This is a genomic window from Burkholderia sp. BCC1999 (genome assembly GCF_905339975.1).
Taxonomy (GTDB): domain Bacteria; phylum Pseudomonadota; class Gammaproteobacteria; order Burkholderiales; family Burkholderiaceae; genus Burkholderia.
On the sequence record NZ_CAJPHP010000005.1, the window covers coordinates 1 to 21422 of the forward strand.

Here is a 21422-nt window from a genome sequence, read left to right on the forward strand (position 1 = left end):
TCTTTTCACTGGCACCAGGATTTTCATGCACACGCTCCAAAGTTACGAATACGACCAGAGGCCATTCTATAGCGAGGCCTCATGACTGCGCGGTCAAGCGGACCCATCCATCGTGGCTGTCGAGGATACCGCTTCTTGGCGACGCGCCAATGATAGCGAACGGTCGTTCTATTTTAAAAGAGAAAAAACCCGGACGCAAAGCCCGGGTTTTCGATCACCAACTCTAATCCCGCCGGGCGCCCGTCCTCCGCCCGTTACCAGGCGGCGATGACCGCACCGCCGAACTTGCCTTCAATGAACTGCTTCACGTCGGCCGAATGATAGGCCGCGATCAGCTTCGCGACCCAGGGCTTGTTCCGGTCCGCCTCGCGAATCGCGAGGATGTTCGCGTACGGACCGTTCGGACCCTCGATCGCGATCGCGTCCTGTTTCGGTTTCAACCCCGCTTCCATCGCGTAGTTGGTGTTGATCGCGGCCGCGTCGACATCGCCGAGCGAGCGCGGAATCTGCGCCGCATCGAGTTCGACGATCTTCAGCTTGCGCGGATTGTCGACGATATCGAGCGGCGTTGCCTTCAGCCCCGCATCCGCGCGCAGCTTCAGCAGGCCCTGCTTCTGCAGCAACAGCAGCGCGCGGCCGCCGTTGGTCGGATCGTTCGGCACCGCGACGCGCGCGCCCGGCTTCAGTTCAGCCAGCGACTTCACGCGCTTCGAATAGATACCCATCGGGAACGTCACGGTATCCGCGACCTTGATCAGCTTGTAGCCGCGATCCTTCACCTGCGCCTGCAGATAAGGATCGTGCTGGTAGCTGTTCGCGTCGAGGTCGCCCGACGCGAGGGCCGCGTTCGGCTGCACGTAATCGGAGAATTCGACGATGCGGATCTCGAGGCCGCTCTTCGCCGCGACCTTCTTCACCGCTTCCATGATCTGCGCGTGCGGTCCGCCCGTCACGCCCACCTTGATGGTTTCGGCCTGCGCGTGCGCGCCCGCGAACAGCGCGGCCGCACCCAGTACCGCCGCGAACTTCAGCATGAAGCGTCGTTGCATCGTGTCTCCCCTAACGGATCGGTTTCGTATTATTTGTGGCTCAGCCGGCGCACGAGCCAGTCGCCGAACGACTGCACGATCTGCACGAACACGATCAGGATCGCGACGACCGTCCACATCACTTCCGGCAGATAACGCTGGTAACCGTAGCGAATCCCGAGATCGCCGAGCCCGCCGCCGCCGATTGCACCGGCCATCGCCGAATAACCGACCAGCGACACGAACGTGATCGTCAGGCCCGCGACGACGCCTGGCAGCGACTCGGGCAGCAGCACCTTGAAGACGATCTGCGACGTGGTCGCGCCCATCGACTGCGCGGCCTCGATCAGCCCGCGGTCGACTTCGCGCAGCGCCGTCTCGACGAGACGCGCGATGAACGGCGCGGCTGCGAGCGTCAGCGGCACGACCGCCGCGGCCGTTCCGATCGACGAGCCCGTGACGAGACGCGTGAACGGAATCACCGCGACCAGCAGGATGATGAACGGCGTCGAGCGGACGGCGTTCACGATGCCGCCGAGCACGCGATTCACCGCAAGGTTCTGCAGCACGCCCTGACGGTCGGTCAGGTAGAGCAGCACGCCGAGCGGCAGGCCGACGAGCGCGCCGACCGCTCCGGAGATGCCGACCATGATCAGCGTCTCCCAGAACGACTGCACGAACATATCGAACATCTCACTCAACATACGAAAGCTCCTCTACCACCACACCTTGCTCGCGCAGGAACGCGAGCGCCTGCCCGACCTTGCCCGGCTCGCCGCCCGCGAGCACCGCGAGCGAACCGAATGCCTGCCCCTGGATCTCGTCGATCTGGCCGTGCAGGATGTTGAAATCGAGTTCGTACCGGCGGATCGTCTCCGACAGGATCGGCTGGTCGACACCCGAGCCCGTGAACGCGAGCCGCAGCAGATGCCCGCTGCCCGTCTTCAGGCGTTCGGCCACGCGTGCCTTCAGCGCGGGCGGCAGCTCCTGTGCGATCACGTCGCCGATCAGCGCGCGCGTCACTTCGTGATGCGGCTGCAGGAACACGTCGATCACGCGGCCTTCCTCGACCACGCGCCCGGCATCGAGCACCGCGACGCGATCGCAGACCTGCTTGATCACTTCCATCTGGTGCGTGATCAGCACGATCGTCAGGCCGAGTTCGCGATTGATGCGCTTCAGCAGATCGAGGATCGAACGCGTGGTTTCGGGATCGAGCGCGGACGTCGCTTCGTCCGACAGCAGCACCTTCGGCCGGCTCGCGAGCGCGCGCGCAATGCCGACACGCTGCTTCTGCCCGCCGCTGATCTGCGACGGATAGCGATCCTTCTGCGCGGACAGCCCGACGAGGTCGAGCAGCGGCAACACGGCAGCTTCGATCTCGGTGCGGCTTGCGCCGGCGAGCTCCAGCGGCAACGCGACGTTGTCGAACACCGTGCGCGACGACAGCAGGTTGAAGTGCTGGAAGATCATGCCGATCTCGCGGCGCGCCTCGCGCAGCGCGCCAGCCGGCAGCACCGTGAGATCGCGCCCGCCGACGACGACATTGCCTTCGGTCGGCCGCGTGAGCAGGTTGATGGTGCGCACGAGCGTGCTCTTGCCGGCGCCGCTTCGGCCGATGATGCCGAACACCTCGCCCTGCGGGATCGTCAGGTTGACGTTGTGCAGCGCCTCGACCCAGCCGCCCGGCCCGGGGAAACGCTGCGAAAGATTGCGTAATTCGATCATGTAAACAAAACGGCGGCCGGCCGGCGAGTTGGCCCGCCAGTCGGCCGCCGATGCATCTGGAATAACCGTCGATTTTACCGCAAACCCCTCATTCCCCTTAATAATCGATTTCGATCTTTTCATAACTACACGAAATTAGAGGGGCGCCGCTGGCCCGCCGTGCAAAGGCCGCGTCTATGATCCGGAACACCGACCAATAACCAGGGGACACGCCAGATGACCGCCACCACCACGCCGGCCGCCGCGCCCGCCACCGCCGGCGTCGCGCCTTCGTCGGCCCCCGCACCGAAAATGGGCCGGCTGCGTACCGCGGACGGGCTCGAACTGGCGTCGTACCGCTGGCCCGCGGTCAACGGCACGACGCCGCCGCGTGCGACGATCGCGCTCGTGCACGGCCTCGCCGAACACGCGGGCCGCTATGCCGCACTCGCCGGCCGGCTGAACGCGGCCGGCATCGACGTGCTCGCGATCGACCTGCGCGGGCACGGCCAGTCGCCCGGCAAGCGCGCCTGGGTCGAGCGTTTCGACGGATACCTGAACGATGCGGATGCGCTGGTGGCCGAAGCCTCGCGCGGCAATTCGCCGCTGTTCCTGATGGGACACAGCATGGGCGGCGCAGTCGCGGCGCTCTACGCGATCGAGCGTGCGCCGGCCCGCGGCCACGCGCTGACGGGCCTCGTGCTGTCGAGCCCGGCGCTCGCACCGGGGCGCGACGTGCCACGCTGGATGCTCGCGGTGAGCCGCATCATCAGCCGCGTATGGCCGACGTTTCCCGCGATCAAGATCGATGCGGCACTGCTGTCGCGCGATCCGGCCATCGTCGCGGCCAATCGCGCCGATCCGCTCGTGCACCACGGCGCAGTGCCCGCGCGCACCGGCGCGGAGATTCTCGACGCGATGGCGCGTATCGAAAGCGGCCGCGGCGCGCTGCGCGTGCCGGTGCTCGTCTATCACGGCACCGAAGACAAGCTGACCGAACCTGACGGCAGCCGCGCGTTCGGCGCGCGCGTCGGCTCGCCCGATCGTACGCTGACGCTATACGAAGACGGTTTCCACGAAACGATGAACGATCTCGACCGCGACCGCGTGATCGACGCGCTGATCGCGTGGATTCACGCGCGCGCGCCGGCACGCTGAGCGCGCCCGGCGCGCCCTGCCAGCCGGGAGTCAGATACCGGCCAGCACGCGCAGGTGCGCGACGACGCTGCGCCCGAGCGCGGACAGGTTGTAGCCGCCTTCGAGGCAGCTCACGATGCGGCCCTGCGCATGCCGGCGCGCCACATCGACGATCTGCGCGGTCAGCCATTCGAAGTCGGCCTCGACGAGCCCGAGGTTGCCGATGTCGTCCTCGCGATGCGCATCGAAACCGGCCGACACGAACAGCATCTGCGGCTTGAATGCGTCGAGGCGCGGCAGCCAGAACATGTCGACGGCTTCGCGGATCGCCATCCCGTTGCTGCGGGCGGGCATCGGCAGGTTGACCATGTTCGGCGCCTGGTGATCGACGCCCGAGAACGGATACAGCGGATGCTGGAAGAAGCTGCACATCAGCACGCGCTCATCGTTCGCGAACGCGGCCTCGGTGCCGTTGCCATGGTGCACGTCGAAATCGATGATCGCGACACGTTCCAAGCCGTGTACGTCGAGCGCATGCCGCGCGGCGATCGCGACATTGTTGAAGAAGCAGAAACCCATCGCACGCGCGGGCTCCGCATGGTGACCTGGCGGACGCACGCCGCAGAACGCATTCGCGTAGCGGCCTTCGATCACCGCGTCGGTCGCCGCGATCGCGGCGCCGGCCGCGCGCAGCGCCGCGCGCCACGTGTCGCGATTCATCAGCGTATCGGGATCGATCTCGACGTAGCCATCGACCGGCGTCATGCTGCGGATGTAGTCGATGTGCGCCTGCGTATGCACTCGACCCAGCGCAACCTCGCTCGCGAACGGCGCGGTTTCGTGCACGATCAGGTCGTCGATGCGGCTCGCAATCAGTTGATCCTGGATCGCCGACAGGCGGGCCGGGCATTCCGGATGCCATTCCCCCATCTCGTGCAGCATGCAGTCGGGGTGCGTATAGAAAGCGGTTGCCATAAGCTGTCATCGGCGGCGCGCGGTGCGCCGCAGGTCTCCATCAATGATGTCCATCGTCTGCCGCGAATTCGCCGCTAACTTACCACAACGGGGGCCTGCCACGCCCCGGCGCGCGGGATCCGTCGGGTATACTGCGCCGAACACAATCGCCCTGTCCGCCCGCTTCGACATGAATTCCAGCAAGCCTGCCGCCCCCCTCTCCGCGCTGTTCCGTGTTCGCGTGCCGCTCGTCGCCGCCGCTGTCGTCGCGGCCCTCGGCACTGCGCCTGCCGGTGCGCAGACGCAGCCGGCGAAGCCCGCCGGCAAGCTCGTCGCTCAGGCCCAGCCACAGCAGCCGGTGCCGCAAGGCCAGACCTTCGAAGAGGAAATTGTTCCGCAGCGTTATGCGAACAACGCGAAGGTCGACGCCTTCATCGACGAGATGGTGAGCCGCAACGGCTTCGACTCCACAAGCCTGCATGCGCTGTTCTCGCGCATCAGCTACTCGGCGACGGCCGTCAAGCTCGTGAGGCCCGCCGCGTCGCCGACGGTCAAGAACTGGCGCGTCTATCGCTCGCGCTTCATCGAGCCGATCCGCATCAACGCGGGCGTGAAGTTCTGGAAGGCGAACCAGGCGACGCTGCAGCGCGCGTCCGAGCAGTTCGGCGTGCCGCCCGAGGTGATTGTCGGCATTATCGGCGTCGAGACGATCTACGGCCGCTACATGGGCAATTTCCGCGTGCTCGACGCGCTGACGACGCTCACGTTCGACTATCCGGACACGCCGAATCGCGACAGCCGCCAGGCCACGTTCCGCAAGAACCTCGAGGACTTCCTGGTCTGGACCCGCGACAACCAGCTCGACCCGTCCACCGTGCTCGGCTCCTACACGGGCGCGATCGGGATTCCGCAGTTCCTGCCGAGCAGCATCCGCGAATATGCGGTCGACTTCGACGGCACGGGCCACGTCGATCTGCGCAGCAGTCCTGTCGACGCGATCGGCAGCGTCGCGAACTACCTGAAACAGCACGGCTGGGAAACCGACCGACCGGTGGTCTGGCAGATCACGCCCGATACGGGCAGCCTCGGCATCGCGCAGGCCGCCGCCGACGGCCAGCCGGAACCACACTGGGCGCTGTCGCAACTGATGCGCGCCGGCATGACGCTGAACGAGCCGACGGTCAACATCACGACTGAAGCCGGCACGCCGGTGACCGTGGTCGACCTGCCGTCGCCGGGGCGCGCGACCGAGTACATGCTCGGGCTCAAGAATTTCTATGTGTTGACGCGCTACAACCGCAGCTTCTTCTACGCGCTCACCGTGTACCAGCTCGGCGAAGCCGTGAAGGCGCAGATGGAAGCGAGCGGCGCGCTGAAGCCGGCCACCGACGACGACGCGCAGTCGCAGTAAGATCTGCCCGCCCAAAGAAAAAGCGCCGCACAAGCGGCGCTTTTTTTCGCCGGCGCGCTGCGCACGCCAGCCCGTGTTCAGGCAGGGAACACGCCCGTGGACAGATAGCGGTCGCCGCGATCGCAGACGATGAACACGATCGTCGCGTTCTCGACCTGACGCGCGATGCGCATCGCGACTTCGCACGCGCCGCCCGACGAAATGCCTGCGAAGATGCCTTCGACCGCCGCCAGCCGGCGCGTCATCGTTTCCGACGCAGCCTGGCTCACGCTTTCAACACGGTCGACGCGGCTGCGATCGAAGATCGTCGGCATGTACGCTTCCGGCCACTTGCGGATGCCCGGAATGCGCGAACCGTCTTCGGGCTGCGCACCGATGATCTCGATCGCCGGATTCTGTTCCTTCAGATAGCGCGACGTGCCCATGATCGTGCCCGTCGTGCCCATGGCCGACACGAAGTGCGTGATGCGCCCTTCGGTATCGCGCCAGATCTCCGGCCCCGTCGCTTCGTAGTGCGCAACGGGATTGTCGGGGTTCGCGAACTGGTCGAGGATCACCCCCTTGCCTTCGCGCTGCATCTCGTCCGCGAGATCGCGCGCCAGTTCCATCCCGCCCTTCACCGGTGTCAGGATGATTTCGGCGCCGTAGGCGGCCATGCTCTGGCGGCGCTCGACCGACAGGTCCTCCGGCATGATCAGCACCATCTTGTAGCCGCGGATCGCCGCTGCCATTGCGAGTGCGATGCCGGTGTTGCCGCTCGTCGCCTCGATCAGCGTATCGCCCGGCTTGATGCGCCCGCGCGCCTCGGCCTTGCTGATCATCGACAACGCGGGACGATCCTTCACGGAACCGGCCGGGTTGTTGCCTTCGAGCTTCGCGAGCACCACGTTGTTGCGCGCGCGAATCTCGTCGTCCGGCAAGCGGACTAGTTGCACGAGCGGCGTATTGCCGATCGTGTCTTCGATAGTTTTGTAAGCCATGGATATACCGTCAGTACGAGGCCGATCAATCGATCGATTGTAAACCAGCACCGCCGCTCGCGCCGGCAACCCCATTACGACGATGGAATACGCATGCCGCGCGAAACGTGATCGCCGCCGGTATCGCGCACGCCGCTCCCACGCAAAAAACCCGCGGCATGCCGCGGGAAGCCGTCATGACGACGGCGACTGAAGGAGCTCGTTGTCGGTCGCGCGCGACGTGTTACTTCTGTGCGGTGCGGGCCGGCGCAGCAGCAGGCTTGGCTGCCGCCGGCTTGCCCGCGGCGGGCGGCGCCGCGGCCGTGCCGGCTGCGCCTGCCGCGCCGATCGTCAGCCCTTCCTGCTGAAGCCGCTCGACGGTATGCCCGCCCATGCCTTTCACGCGCGCGGCGAGATCTTCCGCATTCCTGAACGGACCGCGCGTGCCGCGTTCATCGAGGATCGCCTTCGCCCGTGCCGGACCGATGCCCTTGATGCCGACGAGCGCATCCTCGCTCGCGGTGTTGACGTCGACGGCCGCCCAGGCCGACGCGACTGCGCCGAGCATGACCGCTGCGGCAAACCATTTCCTGATCATGTGCTGGATCTCCGAAGAAAAACGGCCGGCGGCTGCCGACCGTGAGACCCAGTCTAGCGAGGCAACGCCGCGGTTTAAACCTGGCCGGATAGCCAACGGACGTAGCGGTCGACACCTTCCTGCACGGTCAGGAACGCTGCGTCGTAGCCGGCTGCGCGCAGCTTCGTCTGGTCCGCCTGCGTGAAGCACTGGTACTTGCCGCGCAATGCATCGGGAAACGGTACGTATTCGATCAGCCCCTGCTCGACCTGTTGCGCGAGCGTCAACGGCGGCTGGTTGTCGAGCGCGCGCAGCGTGTTCACGACCGTCGACGCGATATCGTTGAACGGCTGCGCCCGGCCCGTGCCGAGGTTGAAAATGCCCGACTTCTCCGGATGATCGAAGAAGAACAGGTTCACCTTCGTCACGTCCTCGACCGACACGAAGTCACGCGTCTGCTCGCCCGGCGCATAGCCGTTGTACTCGCCGAACAGCTTCACCTTGCCTTCCGCGCGGAACTGGTTGAAGTTGTGGAACGCGACCGACGCCATGCGCCCCTTGTGCGTCTCGCGCGGGCCGTACACGTTGAAATAGCGGAAGCCCGCGATCTGGCTCTTCGCGCTCGGCAGCACGCGACGGATCACCTGGTCGAACAGGAACTTCGAATAGCCGTACACGTTCAGCGGCGCCTCGACGTCGCGCTCCTCGACGAAGCGCGTCGAGCCGCCGTAGATCGCGGCCGACGACGCATACAGGAACTGCGTACCCTGCGCGAGGCAGGTATCGAGCACCGCGCGGCTGTAGCGGAAGTTGTTGTCCATCATGTAGCGGCCGTCGGTTTCCATCGTGTCCGAACAGGCGCCTTCGTGGAACACCGCGCGCACCTTGCCGAAATCTCCGCGCGCGAAGCGTTCGACGAATTCCGTCTTGTCGAGATAGTCGTCGATCTCGCAATCGACGAGATTCCGGAACTTGTCCGCGCGCGTCAGGTTGTCGACCGCGATGATGCGCGACTCGCCGCGCTCGTTGAGCGCCTTGACGATGTTCGCGCCGATAAAACCGGCTGCGCCGGTGACGATGAGGGTCATGATCGTCCTGCCTGAAAAGTGCGAGCCACTCGTGCGACGCGCTCGTCGCGCCGCCGAATGCGCTCAGTGAAACAGTTCGTCGTAGTCCACCGTGGCCGTGCCGAGCTTGCCGACCACGATGCCTGCCGCGCGATTCGCGAGCACGACCGCGTCGACCAGCGGCACGCCGGCGCCGAGCATCGTCGCGACTGTCGCGATCACGGTATCGCCCGCGCCCGACACGTCGAACACCTCGCGCGCGAGCGCCGGTGCGTGCAGTTCGCCGGTGGCGGAAAAAAGCGTCATGCCCTCTTCCGAGCGCGTGAGCAGCAGCGCGTCGATGCCGAGTTCCGCACGCAGGTTCGCGACGCGTGCTCGCAGATCGTCTTCCGACTTCCACTGGCCGACCACTTCGCGCAACTCGGCACGGTTGGGCGTGATCAGCGACGCGCCGCGATAGCGCGCCCAGTCGTCGCCCTTCGGATCGACGAGCACCGACTTGCCGGCTGCACGCGCCTTCTCGATCATCGTCGTGACGTGCGTCAGGCCGCCTTTCGCGTAATCCGACATCAGCACGACGTCGTGCTGGGGCAGCAGCGCGTCGAAGCGCGCGAGCCCCGCGAGCAGCACCTCGTGCGTCGGCATCGCCTCGAAGTCGACGCGCAGCAGTTGCTGCTGGCGCGCGAGCACGCGCAGCTTGATCGTGGTCGGCAGTGCCGGGTCGCGCTCGAGATGCGGCGTCACGCCGCTGCTGGCGAGCAGCTCGACGATCCGCTCGCCGGGCTCGTCGCATCCGACGACGCACAGCAACCCGGCCTGGCCGCCGAGCGTCACGGCATTGCGCGCGACGTTGGCCGCGCCGCCGAGCCGCTCCTCCTGACGCTGCACGTGCACGACCGGCACCGGCGCCTCAGGCGAAATGCGATCGACGTTGCCGAACCAGTAACGGTCGAGCATCACGTCGCCGACGACGAGCACGCGCGAGCGCGCGAGCTGCGCACGCGGCACCGGAACGATTTCGCGAAGTGTATTCATCGTGTGGTCAGCCACGGGAGGACGACTGGGGATCGACATACGGCCGGCCGATCGCGTAGTAGTCGATGCCCAGTTCGGCCATCGCGTCCGGCTCGTACAGGTTGCGCCCGTCGAAGATCACCGGCGCCTTCAGTTCGGCCTTCAGGCGCGTGAAATCGGGGCTCCGGAATTCCTTCCACTCGGTCACGATCACGAGTGCGTCCGCACCCGTCACGGCGACGTCCTGCGTCTCGACGAGATGCAGCCGCGCCAGCGCGTCGGCATCGTTGCCGAAATCCAGCTCGAACACACGCCGCGCTTCGTCGACCGCGACCGGATCGTACGCGCGCACGGTCGCGCCGCGCTCGAGCAGTGCGGCGATCAGGCGTCGGCTCGGCGCCTCGCGCATGTCGTCGGTATTCGGCTTGAACGCGAGGCCCCACACCGCGAACTCGCGGCCCTTGAGGTCGGCGCCGAAGCGCTGCTCGATCTTGCCGATCAGCACGTCCTTCTGCGCATGGTTCGCGGCCTCGACGGCTTCCAGGATGCGCAGTGGCTGACCGTTCTCGCTGGCAGTACGAATCAATGCCTGGACGTCCTTCGGGAAGCACGAGCCACCGTAGCCGACGCCGGCGTACAGGAAGTGATAGCCGATGCGCGGATCGGAACCGATCCCGCGGCGCACGGCCTCGATGTCGGCGCCGACCTTGTCGGCGAGATTCGACATCTCGTTCATGAACGAGATGCGCGTCGCGAGCATCGCGTTCGCCGCATACTTCGCGAATTCGGCCGAGCGCACGTCCATGTAGATCGTGCGCTCATGGTTGCGGTTGAACGGCGCGTAGAGCTTCTTCATCTTCTCGCGCGCGATCGTGCCCGTCTCGTCGTCGTCGACGCCGATGATGATCCGGTCCGGACGCATGAAATCCTCGACCGCCGCGCCTTCCTTCAGGAATTCAGGGTTCGACACGACCGAGAAGCGATGCGCGACGCTGCCCGCGAGCCCGCGTGCGGCCAGCGCCTCGTCGACCACGCCGCGCACACGCTGCGCGGTGCCGACCGGCACCGTCGACTTGTCGACGATCACCTTGAAGCCCGTCATGTAGCGACCGATGTTGCGTGCGGCCTCGAGCACGTACTGCAGGTCGGCCGAGCCGTCCTCGTCGGGCGGCGTACCGACCGCAATGAACTGGATCTCGCCGTGCGCGACGCTCGCCTCGATGTCGGTCGAGAAGCGCAGCCGCCCCGCCGCGCGGTTGCGCGCGATGATGTCCAGCAGCCCCGGTTCGTGAATCGGCATCCCGCCGTTGTTCAGGATGTCGATCTTGCGCGGATCGACGTCGAGACAGAAGACGTCGTGACCGATCTCCGCGAGGCAGGCGCCCGTGACGAGACCGACATAGCCGGTGCCGATGATGGTGATTTTCATAGATGTTCCGGTACTTCCCGGTAATTGACTAACTTGGCCGCCGGGACGAGCCCGGCGGCAACCGCAGCGCGTTGGCTCCGCGTGCCGGGATCAGCCCGGCATCGCAGGTTCGACGCGGCGCGGCGCATAGGTTTCCCAGCCGCTGCATCCGGGGCACTGCCAGTAGAAGAGCCGTGCCCGGAAACCGCAATTCTGGCACGTATACCGTGGCAGATTTTTCGTGCGCTGCTTGATCAGCGCACGCATCATTTCAAGTTCCTTACGACGCGGCTCGTCGGCCGCCGCGATCTGTGCATCGAGCAGGTGCAGCATCCCCGACAGGTTCGGCGACTTCTCCATCTGCATGCGCGCGAGCGTGTGCGCCGCCTCCTGGCCGCGCAACCCGGCGATGTGCTGGTACGCGATGTCGAGCAGATCGTTCGACGGATAGCGGTCGACATACCCCATCAGCAGCTCGGCGCCCTCGGCGTTCTTGCCGAGCGCGACATACGCCTTCATCAACTTGTCGGCGACGAGCGGCAGGTACGCGGGATTCTGCGCTTCGACGCGCTTCCAGTGCTCGATCGCGGCCGCGTGGTCGCCCGCCGCCTCCGCTGCGTCGCCGGACAGCACCGTCGCACGCACGTTCTGCGGGTTCACGGTCAGTGCCAGGCGCAACTGGTCGGCCGCCGCGGCCGCATTCTTGCGCTGCAGCGCTTCCTGCGCGAGTTCGCAGTGGAACTGCGCAATCTCGACGCCGAGCGGCTTGTCGCTCATCGATTCGATGCGCTTCGCGGTATCGATCGACTTGTTCCAGTCCTTCTCGATCTCGTAGATCGTCAGCAGCGCCCGTTGCGCACCGAGCGCGTAGTCGCCGTCGGCGAGCTTGTGGAACGCCTCCTCGGCGCGATCGAGCAGGCCGGCCTTCAGGAAATCCTGGCCGAGCTCGTAAAGCGCGTGGTCACGTTCGTTGACCGGCAGGTCCGTGCGGCTCAGCAGGTTCTGGTGCACGCGGATCGCGCGGTCGGTCTCGCCGCGGCGGCGGAACAGGTTGCCGAGCGCGAAGTGCAGCTCGACCGTCTCGGGATCGAGCTTGGCGACCTCGATGAACGCGTCGATCGCCTTGTCGGGTTGTTCGTTCAGCAGAAAATTCAGGCCGCGGAAATACGAGCGCGGCAGGTTGGCACTCTCCGACAGGAGATTCTTCAGGTCATAGCGTGACGCCGCCCAACCGAGCGCGAACGCGACCGGAATCGCGAGCAACCACCAGAAATCCAGATCCATGCGAAATATCGAAGCAGAGACGAAAACCGCGCGATGATCGCGCGGCGTCCGTGTTAAATGACGGGCGGCATCGGCGGCTGATCGATGACGGCGGGCGTTTCGCGCGCCGCACGCAGATCGCGCTTCAGGCGCCCGTTCTCGAGACGCAGGCGGAAGATCGAAGGCAGCGCGGACAGCAGGCCCGCCAGCAACCCCACGGCGAAGAACGCCAGGCCGATCAGGATCAGCGGCGCTTGCCATGCGTAGCCGGCAACGAAATTCAGCGTCGCGGTTTGCGTATTGGCCAGCGCGAGCACCAGCAGCAGGACGAACACCAATACCCGGATCAGCCAGACGATAAACTTCATGAAGCCCTCTCTTTGTTGAGGTTTGCTGCGGCGCGCGACTCCCCTTCGTCGCACCGAATCGACCCGTATTGTAAAGGAAGCGTTTCCGCGGCTGCGCACATCCTGCGCCAGCCGTTGCATCGCTGCCGCCGGAAATGAAAAAAGCGCCCCAGGGGGCGCTTTTCTTTTCAGCCTTCGCCGGACGGGTTCCGGGCACTCCGAACGACGTTCAACGCTCGTCGTCCGGATCGTCAGCCTTCAGCGGTTCACCGGCGCGGCCGTCGACGCGTTCACGCAATTCCTTGCCAGGCTTGAAGTGCGGCACGAACTTCTCGGGCACCTGCACTTTCTCTCCTGACTTCGGGTTGCGTCCGACGCGCGCCGGGCGACGGTTGAGGCCGAAGCTGCCGAAACCCCGAATTTCGATGCGATGCCCTTTCGCCAGGGCATCAGACATCGCATCGAGCATCGTTTTCACCGCGAAATCCGCATCCTTGAGGACAAGTTGCGGAAATCGCGATGCCAGCTGCGCGACCAACTCGGATTTGGTCATACTTCAGCAGACCTCGTGAGGCTTACTGGTTCTGGCCGTCGAGCTTCGCCTTCAGCAGCGCGCCGAGGTTGGTCGTACCGGTCGCAGCCGAGCTGGTGTCCGACTGCAGGCCGCGGATCGCTTCCTGTTGTTCAGCCGAATCCTTCGCCTTGATCGACAGGTTGATGCCGCGCGACTTGCGATCGATGTTGATCACCATCGCGTTGACCTTGTCGCCTTCCTTCAGCACGTTGCGCGCATCTTCGACGCGATCCTGCGAGATTTCCGACGCACGCAGGTAGCCTTCGATGTCGCCCGTCAGCGTGACGACCGCACCCTTCGCATCGACCGTCTTCACGACGCCGTCGACGATCGAGCCCTTGTCGTTCATTGCAACGTAGTTGCTGAACGGGTCGCCTTCGAGCTGCTTGATGCCGAGCGAAATACGCTCCTTCTCGACGTCGATACCGAGCACGATTGCTTCGACTTCGTCGCCCTTCTTGTACTTGCGAACGGCTTCCTCGCCGGTTTCGCTCCACGACAGGTCCGACAGGTGGACCAGGCCGTCGATGCCGCCCGGCAGACCGATGAACACGCCGAAGTCGGTGATCGACTTGATTGCGCCCGTGATCTTGTCGCCCTTCTTGAAGTTGCGGCTGAAGTCATCCCACGGATTCGGCTTGCACTGCTTCATGCCGAGGCTGATACGACGACGGTCTTCGTCGATCTCGAGAACCATGACTTCGACTTCGTCGCCCAGCTGGACAACCTTCGACGGTGCAACGTTCTTGTTGGTCCAGTCCATTTCCGACACGTGGACGAGGCCTTCGATGCCCGATTCCACTTCGACGAATGCGCCGTAGTCGGTGATGTTCGTGACCTTGCCGAACAGGCGCGTGCCCGACGGGTAACGGCGCGAGATGCCTTCCCACGGATCGTCGCCCAGTTGCTTGATGCCCAGCGAGACGCGGTTCTTCTCTTGGTCGAACTTGAGGATCTTCGCGGTGACTTCCTGGCCAACCGACAGGACTTCGCTCGGGTGACGCACACGACGCCATGCGATGTCGGTGATGTGCAGCAGGCCGTCGATGCCGCCGAGGTCGACGAACGCGCCGTAGTCGGTGATGTTCTTGACCACGCCGTTGACGATCGCGCCTTCCTTCAGCGTCTCGAGCAGCTTCGCGCGCTCTTCGCCCTGGGTCGCTTCGATCACTGCACGACGCGACAGCACGACGTTGTTACGCTTGCGATCGAGCTTGATCACGCGGAACTCGAGCGTCTTGCCTTCGTACGGGGTCGTGTCCTTGACCGGACGCGTGTCGACCAGCGAACCCGGCAGGAACGCGCGGATGCCGTTGACCATCACGGTCATGCCACCCTTCACCTTGCCGGTGATCGTGCCGGTGACGAGTTCGTTGTTGTCGAGAGCCTTTTCCAGCGACAGCCACGATGCAAGGCGCTTCGCCTTGTCGCGCGACAGGATCGTGTCGCCGTAGCCGTTTTCGAGTGCGTCGATCGCGACGGACACGAAATCGCCCGACTGCACCTCAACCTCGCCCTGATCGTTCAGGAATTCCTCGATCGGAATGTAAGCCTCGGACTTCAGGCCTGCATTGACGACCACGAAGTTGTGGTCGACGCGCACGACTTCGGCGGAAATCACTTCGCCGGCGCGCATGTCTTGGCGGGTCAGCGACTCTTCGAACAGAGCCGCAAAAGATTCAGTATTCGGGGTAGAGGTTTGCAGGTCGGACATAAAAATCTGATTGTGCATGGGTCGCTGTGCCACGCCGGCCGGAATGGCAGGCTGAAAGGGCCAGATCGATGACCACACGGGGTTAAGGGTTCGAAACACGCTCCGCGCTTACGACGCGGAGCACCTACCGCGACCCGCCTTCTCAGGCGGGCTGGCCGAGCGCCCGGTACCACTGCAGCACTTGATCGACGGCTTCATCGACCGAAAGCGCCGACGTATCGAGCAGCTTGGCATCTGCCGCAGGCTTCAGCGGCGCGGCTGCGCGATTGCTGTCGCGCGCGTCACGTTCACGAAGATCCCGGAGCAAGTCATCTATATTAGCAGAAAAACCTTTTTGCATCAATTGCTTATGCCGTCTGGCCGCGCGAGCCTCGGCGCTGGCCGTCAGGAACACCTTCAGCACGGCATCCGGGAAGATCACCGTGCCCATGTCGCGCCCGTCCGCGACGAGGCCCGGCGTCTTGCGGAACGCGCGCTGGCGCGCGACGAGCGCGGTGCGCACGGGCCCGTGCACGGCGATGGCCGACGCGCGGTTGCCAACCGCTTCGGCGCGGATGTCGTTCGACACGTCGACGCCGTCGAGCTGCGCACAGCCTTCACGAAACGTGATGTGGAGATCGTCGACCAGCTTCACCAGGGCGTCGATATCCTCCGCGGCGATGCCGTAGCGCACGCTCGCGAGTGCGGCAAGCCGGTACAGCGCGCCGCTGTCGAGCAGGTGGAAGCCAAGGTTCGCGGCGACGAGCGCGGCGACGGTGCCCTTGCCGGAAGCGGTCGGGCCGTCGATCGTGATGACGGGAGTCGGGTGAAAGGGTCGGGTCGATTTCATCGGAACAGTCGGGTCATGCTTTGGCGAGCGCGGCGAAGCGGTCGAAATAGTCGGGGAACGTCTTGCCGACGCACTTCGGATCGTTGATCCGCACGGGCACGCCGCCCAGGCTGACGAGCGAGAAGCACATCGCCATCCGGTGATCGTCGTACGTGTCGATCGCCGCGTTCGGCGTGAGCTTTTCCGGCGGCGTGACGACGAGATAGTCGGGGCCTTCCTCGACGATCGCGCCGACCTTGCGCAACTCGGTCGCCATCGCGGCGATGCGGTCGGTCTCCTTCACGCGCCAGCTCGCGATGTTGCGCAGCGTACTCGTGCCGTTCGCGAACAGCGCCGCGACCGCGATGGTCATCGCCGCATCGGGGATCAGGTTGAAGTCCATGTCGATCGGCTCGAGCTTGCCGTGGTCGTGGCCGATGCCGCGCACGTCGATCCAGTCGTCGCCCATCGTCACGTTCGCACCCATCTGCATCAACGCGTTCGCGAAGCCGACGTCGCCCTGAATGCTCGCGCGCCCCACGCCCTCGACGCGCAGCGGGCCGCCGCCAAGCGCGCCGGCCGCGAGGAAGTACGACGCGGACGACGCGTCGCCCTCGACCATGATCCGCCCCGGCGAGCGGTAGCGGACACCGGCCGGCACGACGAAGCGCTGCCAGCCGTCGCGCTCGACGGTCACGCCGAAGCGCTCCATCAGACGGATCGTGATGTCGATGTACGGCTTCGAGATCAACTCGCCGTCGACTTCGACGACGGTCCGGCCGTCCTTCGCCTTCACGAGCGGCAGCGTCATCAGGAGCGCCGTGAGGAACTGGCTCGACACGTCGCCGCGCACGCGGATCGGTGCATCGACCGAAATCGCCGCGGGCTTGATCCGCAGCGGCGGAAAGCCTTCGTTCAGCTCGTAGTCGATCTGGGCGCCGATCTGGCGCAGGCCGTCGACGAGATCGCCGATCGGCCGCTCGTGCATGCGCGGCACGCCGTGCACGCGATAGTCGCCGCCGTTCACCGCGAGCGCGGCGGTCAGCGGCCGCACGGCCGTGCCCGCGTTGCCGAGGAACAGGTCGGCCGTCTTCGCGGTGAACGCGCCGCGCGTGCCCGTGACGACACAGGTGTCGCCGTCACGCGCGAGCTTCACGCCGAGCTTGCCGAGTGCATCGAGCATCACGCGCGTGTCGTCGGAGTCGAGCAGGTTGGTGATCGTCGTTTCGCCTTCGGCCAGCGCCGCAAGCAGCAGCACGCGGTTCGAAATGCTTTTCGAGCCAGGCAGGCGCACGGTGCCCGATGCGCTGGAGTACGGGCCGAGATCGAGATAGTCCATGGGAATCGTCCTGTTATTTCTTGACCGGTTCGGCAACGGGCGCGCCGCCGCGCTCCTGCCATGCCTTGCGTGCGGCGCGCGAGCGCGTGAACACGGCTTCGAGTGCCGCGCCGTCGCCGGCGTCGATCGCCTCACGCAGCCGCTCGAGCACGCGCGTATAGCCGTCGAGTTCGTCGAGCAGCGCCGTGCGGTTCGCGACGCACACGTCGCGCCACATTTCCGGGCTCGACGCGGCGATGCGCGTGAAATCGCGGAAGCCGCCCGCCGCATACGAGAATTTCAGTTCCGCGTCGGCCTCGCCGAGGATCTGCTCGACGAGCGCGAACGACAGCACGTGCGGCAAATGACTGATCGATGCAAACACGCGATCGTGTTGCTCGGTGCTCATCATGCGCACGTCGGCGCCAGTCGCACGCCACATCGCTTCGATGCGCGCGACGGATTCCGGCGCGTTCTCCGGCAGCGGACACAGCACGACGTTGCGCCCGACGTACAGGTCCGGCAACGCGGCCTCGACGCCACTCGACTCGCGGCCGGCGATCGGATGCCCCGGCACGAACTGCACGATCCGCGGGCCGAGCGCTGCATGCGCGGCCGCGACGACGTCGGACTTGGTGCTGCCCGCATCGGTGACGATCGTCGCATCGTCGAGCCACGGCGCGATGCGCGCGAGCAACGGGCCCGTCTGCGCGACCGGTGCGGCCAGCAACACGAGATCGGCGCCGGCAAGCGCGGCGCGCAATTGCGCGTCGTCGTCGAGCGCCGCCGCGCGGTCGATCACGCCGAGCGACAGCGCGCGCTCGACCGACGCACGCGAACGGCCCACGCCGACGATCTCGCCAGCACCGCCCGGCGCACGCTCGCGCAGCGCGCGGGCCAGCGATCCGCCGATCAGGCCGACACCGAAGATGACCAGTTTGTTGAATGCAAAGCCTGACACGACTAGAGCCAAGTTACGCGCGCGAAGCGTTGCCCCGCACGCGGAATTCCAGATTCCGGGCAACGAGCCCGCACCCGGCGCATCCTGCACCGAATACCGCCCGAACCCGCCTTCGGCAGCGCCGACCGGCCTGCCCTGCCCGCCTGGCCGCCGCGCCTGCACGAGCACGCGACGCGCCGACGCGCGTCAGCGTGCGCTCGGATACGAACCGAGTATCTTCAGGAACGCGGCCTTCTGGCCGAGCTCCGCGAGCGCGGCCGCCACCGCCGCATCGTCGCGATGCCCCTCGATGTCAATGTAGAAGTAGTACTCCCACGTGCCGACGCGCGCCGGACGCGACTCGAAGCGTGTCATCGACACGCCGTGCCGCGCGAGCGGCTCGAGCAGCTTGAACACGGCGCCCGGCTCGTTCTTCACCGACACGATCAGCGACGTCTGGTCGTGACCGCTTTGCCCGGCCGGCTGCTTGCCGATGATCACGAAGCGCGTGCGGTTGTGCGGATCGTCCTGGATCAGCGAGAACGCGATCTGCAGACCGTAGTGCGCGGCCGCGCGATCGCCCGCGATCGCTGCGACGGCCGGGTCGGCCGCCGCGAGACGCGCAGCCTCCGCGTTGCTCGCCACCGCCTGCCGCTCGAGCTGCGGCGCATTCGCCGCGAGCCACTGCTGGCATTGCGCGAGCGCCTGCGCATGCGCGCAGACGCGCTTCACGCCGTCGAGCGTACCGCTTTGCGTCAGCAGGTTGTGGTGAATCGGCAGCGCGAGTTCGCCGCTGATCAGCAGTTGCGTCTGCAGCAGCAGGTCGAGCGTGCGCGACACGGCACCTTCGGTCGAATTCTCGACCGGTGCGATGCCGAACGCGGACGCACCGGCCTCGACCGAGCGGAACACCTCATCGATCGACGGGCACGGCAGCCCTTCGATCGACTGGCCGAAATACTCGAGCATCGCCTGTTCGCTGTACGTGCCGACCGGCCCGAGGAACGCGACGTGGATCGTCTGTTCGAGCGCGCGGCTCGCGGCCATGATCTCGCGCCAGATGGCGCTGATGTGCTCGCTCGCGAGCGGCCCCGCACTCATGTCTTGCAGCCGCGCGATCACCTGCAGCTCGCGCTCCGGCCGGAACACCGGTGCGTTGAAATGCTTCTTGACCTCGCCCACCTCCAGCGCCACCGCGGCGCGCTGGTTCAGGAGTGCGATCAGCTGCGCGTCGATCGCGTCGATGCGATCACGCAGCGGTTTCAGGCGGGAATTCAGTTCGTCGTCCATGCGTTTTGCCGTGCTGTTTGAACAGCGCCGCCGTCAGGCGCCGCGCTGCTCGAAGTCCTTCATGTACTCGACGAGCGCTTTCACGCCCTCGAGCGGCACCGCGTTGTAGATCGACGCCCGCATGCCGCCGACGGACTTGTGGCCCTTCAGCTGCAGCAGCCCGCGCGCCTTTGCGCCGGCAAGGAAGTCTTCATTGCGCGTTTCGTCGGCCAGGAAAAACGGCACGTTCATCCGTGAACGCGCCGAAGGCTCGACCTTGTTCAGATAGAAGCTGCTCGCATCGATCGTGTCGTAGAGCAGCTTCGCTTTTTCGGTATTGCGGGCCTCGATCGCTTCGAGGCCACCCTGCCGCTTCAGCCACTGGAACACGAGGCCCGCGATGTAGATCGCGTAGGTGGGCGGCGTGTTGTACAGCGAGTTGTTCGCGGCAATCGTCTTCCATTCGAATGCGGACGGGCAGATCGACAGCGCGCGATCGAGCAGATCCTCGCGCACGATCACGACCGTCACGCCGGCCATCCCGATGTTCTTCTGCGCGCCGCCGAACAGCACGCCGTACTTCGCGACGTCCATCGGGCGCGACAGGATGTGCGACGAGACGTCCGCGACCAGCGGCACGTCGCCGAGATCCGGAATCTCGAACGTCTCGACGCCGTCGATCGTCTCGTTGGTGCACAGATGCACGTAGGCCGGATCGTCCGACAGCTGCCATTCGGCCCGTGCGGGTGCACGCGTGAAGCCGTCTTCGGTCTTGCCGGTTGCGGCGAGATGCGGCGTGCCGTATTTCTTCGCTTCGCTGAACGATTTCTGCGACCACGAACCCGTCACGACGAAGTCGGCCGTCTTGCGCGAGCCGAGCAGGTTCATCGGCACGATCGCGTTTTCGGCGATGCCGCCGCCCTGCAGGAACAGGATCCGGTGGCTGGCCGGCACGCCGAGCAGGTCGCGCAGATCAGTCAGCGCGGCCTCGTGGATCGACATGAACTCCTTTCCGCGATGGCTCATCTCCATCACGCTCATGCCGCTGCCGTGCCAGTCGAGCATTTCGTCGGCGGCTTGCCGCAGCACTTCCTCGGGCATCGCCGCAGGGCCGGCGGAGAAATTAAAGACGCGCATCGTGAAAACCTCGGAGGGACGCGACCGGCTCGCCGCCGGCAGAACGCGCCAGAAAAGAAATGGCCGCTTGCGCTCGCGCGCAAACGGCCATTATCGCACTGTCGTCAGGCTCCCGCCAAACCCGGCCGAACGGCCGATGGCGTGCCCGGACGGCTTTACTTGCCCGGCTTGACTGCTGCGACTTCCTTGTCAGCCTGCGTACGCGTTGCCTGGATCGCTTGCGGCATGTACTTCTGCATCAGGCCGTTGACCACGTCGCGACCGACCTGATCCTGAACCTGGATGAACTTGCGGCCCGTCGGGCTCTTGTAGAACGTCGTCAGATCCTTGATCTCCGACGTGCTGTAGTACTTCGCGTAGGCGTCGTACTGAGCCGACATCGCGTCGTTCTGGAACTGTTGCGTACCGAACACCTTGCCTGCGCCGTCAACCAGCTTCGGCACGGCGTTCTTCTGCAGCGTCGGAACGGCAGCCTGCTTCTGCTTGTCGTTCAGCGTCTTGTTTTCCGACAGCGCGTCCGACAGGATCGCCGGCACGAGTTGCTTGGCCTGCATTTCGGCGCTGTTGCCGATTGCCGACACGAGCTTCGGCGCGTCGATCGCGTCGAGCAGATCCTTGATCGCCGCCTTCTTGTCGGCGTCGATCGGCGCAGCTGCCGCGGCAGGCGCCGGTGCGGAATTCGACAGCGCTTGCGCCATCGCGAACGTCGGCACCAGTGCAGCCAGCAGGACCAGTTGCTTGAATTGCTTTTGCATCATCACTCCCTTTTGGAAATATGAATGGTTGCTCG

The 21422-nt window shown here is 65.6% G+C and carries 21 protein-coding genes; 2 read left to right on the forward strand and 19 right to left on the reverse strand.

Annotated elements, in window-relative coordinates; all coding sequences use genetic code 11:
* Window positions 1–254: 254 nt before the first annotated feature.
* The 3 genes from U5809_RS08175 to U5809_RS08185 are packed head-to-tail and all read right to left on the reverse strand — an operon-like array spanning window position 255 to window position 2756.
* Window positions 255–1049, reverse strand: coding sequence for a MetQ/NlpA family ABC transporter substrate-binding protein (locus U5809_RS08175; protein WP_282507004.1), 795 nt, complete (start codon window positions 1047–1049; stop codon window positions 255–257).
* 29 nt (window positions 1050–1078) lie between these two features.
* On the reverse strand, window positions 1079–1732 hold the full coding sequence (locus U5809_RS08180) for a methionine ABC transporter permease (protein ID WP_006486982.1): 654 nt from the start codon (window positions 1730–1732) through the stop codon (window positions 1079–1081).
* On the reverse strand, window positions 1722–2756 hold the full coding sequence (locus U5809_RS08185; protein ID WP_322086120.1) for a methionine ABC transporter ATP-binding protein: 1035 nt from the start codon (window positions 2754–2756) through the stop codon (window positions 1722–1724). Before U5809_RS08185 ends, U5809_RS08180 begins: the two co-directional genes overlap by 11 nt.
* A 216-nt stretch (window positions 2757–2972) precedes the next feature.
* Between U5809_RS08185 and U5809_RS08190 the strand changes: the two genes are divergently transcribed.
* Entirely contained in the window at window positions 2973–3893 is a 921-nt protein-coding gene (locus U5809_RS08190) for an alpha/beta hydrolase (RefSeq protein WP_322086121.1), read from the forward strand.
* Window positions 3894–3923: 30 nt separating this feature from the next.
* Here U5809_RS08190 and U5809_RS08195 read toward each other — a convergent pair whose 3' ends face one another.
* Window positions 3924–4847, reverse strand: a complete 924-nt coding sequence (locus U5809_RS08195) for a histone deacetylase family protein (protein WP_011351344.1) — start codon at window positions 4845–4847, stop codon at window positions 3924–3926.
* Between the two features lie 43 nt (window positions 4848–4890).
* Here U5809_RS08195 and mltB point away from each other — a divergent pair, with 43 nt between their 5' ends.
* A complete protein-coding gene (gene mltB, locus U5809_RS08200) occupies window positions 4891–6237 on the forward strand; it encodes a lytic murein transglycosylase B (RefSeq protein ID WP_322086122.1) in 1347 nt (448 codons plus the stop codon).
* A gap of 77 nt (window positions 6238–6314) precedes the next feature.
* On the opposite strand, the gene cysM is transcribed toward mltB, so the two are convergent.
* The 15 genes from cysM to U5809_RS08275 form a co-directional block, all read right to left on the reverse strand.
* On the reverse strand, window positions 6315–7217 hold the full coding sequence (gene cysM, locus U5809_RS08205) for a cysteine synthase CysM (RefSeq protein ID WP_124448883.1): 903 nt from the start codon (window positions 7215–7217) through the stop codon (window positions 6315–6317).
* 223 nt (window positions 7218–7440) lie between these two features.
* A complete protein-coding gene (locus tag U5809_RS08210; protein WP_322086123.1) occupies window positions 7441–7794 on the reverse strand; it encodes a ComEA family DNA-binding protein in 354 nt (117 codons plus the stop codon).
* 74 nt (window positions 7795–7868) lie between these two features.
* Window positions 7869–8861: an ADP-glyceromanno-heptose 6-epimerase gene (rfaD, locus tag U5809_RS08215; RefSeq protein WP_322086124.1), complete on the reverse strand. Its 993-nt coding sequence runs from the start codon at window positions 8859–8861 to the stop codon at window positions 7869–7871.
* 63 nt (window positions 8862–8924) lie between these two features.
* On the reverse strand, window positions 8925–9875 hold the full coding sequence (rfaE1, locus tag U5809_RS08220; protein WP_282506998.1) for a D-glycero-beta-D-manno-heptose-7-phosphate kinase: 951 nt from the start codon (window positions 9873–9875) through the stop codon (window positions 8925–8927).
* A gap of 7 nt (window positions 9876–9882) precedes the next feature.
* On the reverse strand, window positions 9883–11283 hold the full coding sequence (locus tag U5809_RS08225) for a UDP-glucose/GDP-mannose dehydrogenase family protein (protein WP_322086125.1): 1401 nt from the start codon (window positions 11281–11283) through the stop codon (window positions 9883–9885).
* A gap of 90 nt (window positions 11284–11373) precedes the next feature.
* The gene (gene lapB / locus U5809_RS08230) at window positions 11374–12546 is read right to left on the reverse strand and encodes a lipopolysaccharide assembly protein LapB (RefSeq protein WP_322086126.1); all 1173 of its coding nucleotides are present in this window, start codon (window positions 12544–12546) and stop codon (window positions 11374–11376) included.
* Window positions 12547–12599: 53 nt separating this feature from the next.
* The gene (locus U5809_RS08235; RefSeq protein WP_012328123.1) at window positions 12600–12893 is read right to left on the reverse strand and encodes a lipopolysaccharide assembly protein LapA domain-containing protein; all 294 of its coding nucleotides are present in this window, start codon (window positions 12891–12893) and stop codon (window positions 12600–12602) included.
* Between the two features lie 208 nt (window positions 12894–13101).
* Window positions 13102–13425, reverse strand: a complete 324-nt coding sequence (locus U5809_RS08240) for an integration host factor subunit beta (protein WP_006486894.1) — start codon at window positions 13423–13425, stop codon at window positions 13102–13104.
* A gap of 22 nt (window positions 13426–13447) precedes the next feature.
* Window positions 13448–15160: a 30S ribosomal protein S1 gene (gene rpsA / locus U5809_RS08245; RefSeq protein ID WP_166957495.1), complete on the reverse strand. Its 1713-nt coding sequence runs from the start codon at window positions 15158–15160 to the stop codon at window positions 13448–13450.
* A gap of 142 nt (window positions 15161–15302) precedes the next feature.
* Window positions 15303–15989, reverse strand: a complete 687-nt coding sequence (gene cmk, locus U5809_RS08250) for a (d)CMP kinase (protein WP_322086127.1) — start codon at window positions 15987–15989, stop codon at window positions 15303–15305.
* 13 nt (window positions 15990–16002) lie between these two features.
* Window positions 16003–17307: a 3-phosphoshikimate 1-carboxyvinyltransferase gene (gene aroA, locus U5809_RS08255; protein ID WP_176049263.1), complete on the reverse strand. Its 1305-nt coding sequence runs from the start codon at window positions 17305–17307 to the stop codon at window positions 16003–16005.
* Window positions 17308–17320: 13 nt separating this feature from the next.
* On the reverse strand, window positions 17321–18247 hold the full coding sequence (locus U5809_RS08260) for a prephenate dehydrogenase (protein ID WP_322086128.1): 927 nt from the start codon (window positions 18245–18247) through the stop codon (window positions 17321–17323).
* 186 nt (window positions 18248–18433) lie between these two features.
* Entirely contained in the window at window positions 18434–19516 is a 1083-nt protein-coding gene (gene pheA, locus U5809_RS08265) for a prephenate dehydratase (protein WP_322086129.1), read from the reverse strand.
* Window positions 19517–19549: 33 nt separating this feature from the next.
* On the reverse strand, window positions 19550–20632 hold the full coding sequence (gene serC, locus U5809_RS08270; protein ID WP_282506992.1) for a 3-phosphoserine/phosphohydroxythreonine transaminase: 1083 nt from the start codon (window positions 20630–20632) through the stop codon (window positions 19550–19552).
* A 155-nt stretch (window positions 20633–20787) separates the two neighbouring features.
* Window positions 20788–21387, reverse strand: coding sequence for a DUF2059 domain-containing protein (locus U5809_RS08275; RefSeq protein WP_021157463.1), 600 nt, complete (start codon window positions 21385–21387; stop codon window positions 20788–20790).
* Between the last annotated feature and the right edge of the window lie 35 nt (window positions 21388–21422).